Source organism: Bradyrhizobium cenepequi, assembly GCF_020329485.1.
GTDB classification, from domain to species: Bacteria; Pseudomonadota; Alphaproteobacteria; order Rhizobiales; family Xanthobacteraceae; genus Bradyrhizobium; species Bradyrhizobium cenepequi.
The window spans coordinates 1-753 of record NZ_JAGKJI010000172.1; the positions used below are offsets into that span (position 1 = coordinate 1).

Below are 753 nucleotides of genomic sequence, written 5' to 3' on the forward strand. Positions count from 1 at the left end.
TCCGGCGGCGGGTTCGTGCTGCTGATGGGCGGGCAGGTCGTCAATGCCGGCGCGATCACGACGCCCAACGGCCAGGCCCAGTTTGCCGCAGGCGATGACTTCGTGCTGCGGCGCGGCTATGGCACCGACCAGAACGTCGCATCGACCACCCGCGGCAACGAGATCGCGCCAGTGTTTCGTGCCGGGAGTCTCGCGGGACTGGTCCGCAATGACGGCATGGTTTCCAGCGCGCAGGGCGACATCACGCTGGCGGGCCGCACGATCGAACAGAACGGCGCGCTGATCGCCTCGACCTCGGTCAACACCCGCGGCACGATCCATCTGCTCAACTCGGCGACCGATACGCTCGGCAGCGTGACGCTCGGCGCGGGCAGCGTCACCACCGTCATCCCCGAATTGGAGAGCGAGGAGACCGCGCTCAACAGCCAACGCGACGGGCTGATCGCGGCGTCGGCCACCGCCAACCAGCAGCGCAGCCAGCAGGCGACCGGCCCGTTCGACAATCTTTCTTTGCTCGCCGATCGTCTCGACCAGTCGCGCATCGAGATCGTCAGCGGCGGCAATGTGGTCTTCAAGGGCGGAGCTGCTGGCGCGGGCTCGCTGACCATCGCGCAGGGCGGTCAGGTGGCGGTGTCGGCGGCGGGGCGCATCTTCGCCGAGCGCGGCGCCACGATCGATGTCTCCGGCGTGCGCGACGTGTCGCTGGCGATGTCGGCCAACAACATCATGGTCAACATCCAGGGCAACGAGCTC

The 753-nt window shown here is 68.1% G+C and carries 1 protein-coding gene; it reads left to right on the top strand.

Annotated elements, in window-relative coordinates; translation table 11 throughout:
• A partial coding sequence (locus tag J6497_RS40755) for a hypothetical protein (RefSeq protein WP_225709760.1) occupies positions 1-753 on the top strand: 753 nt, incomplete at both ends.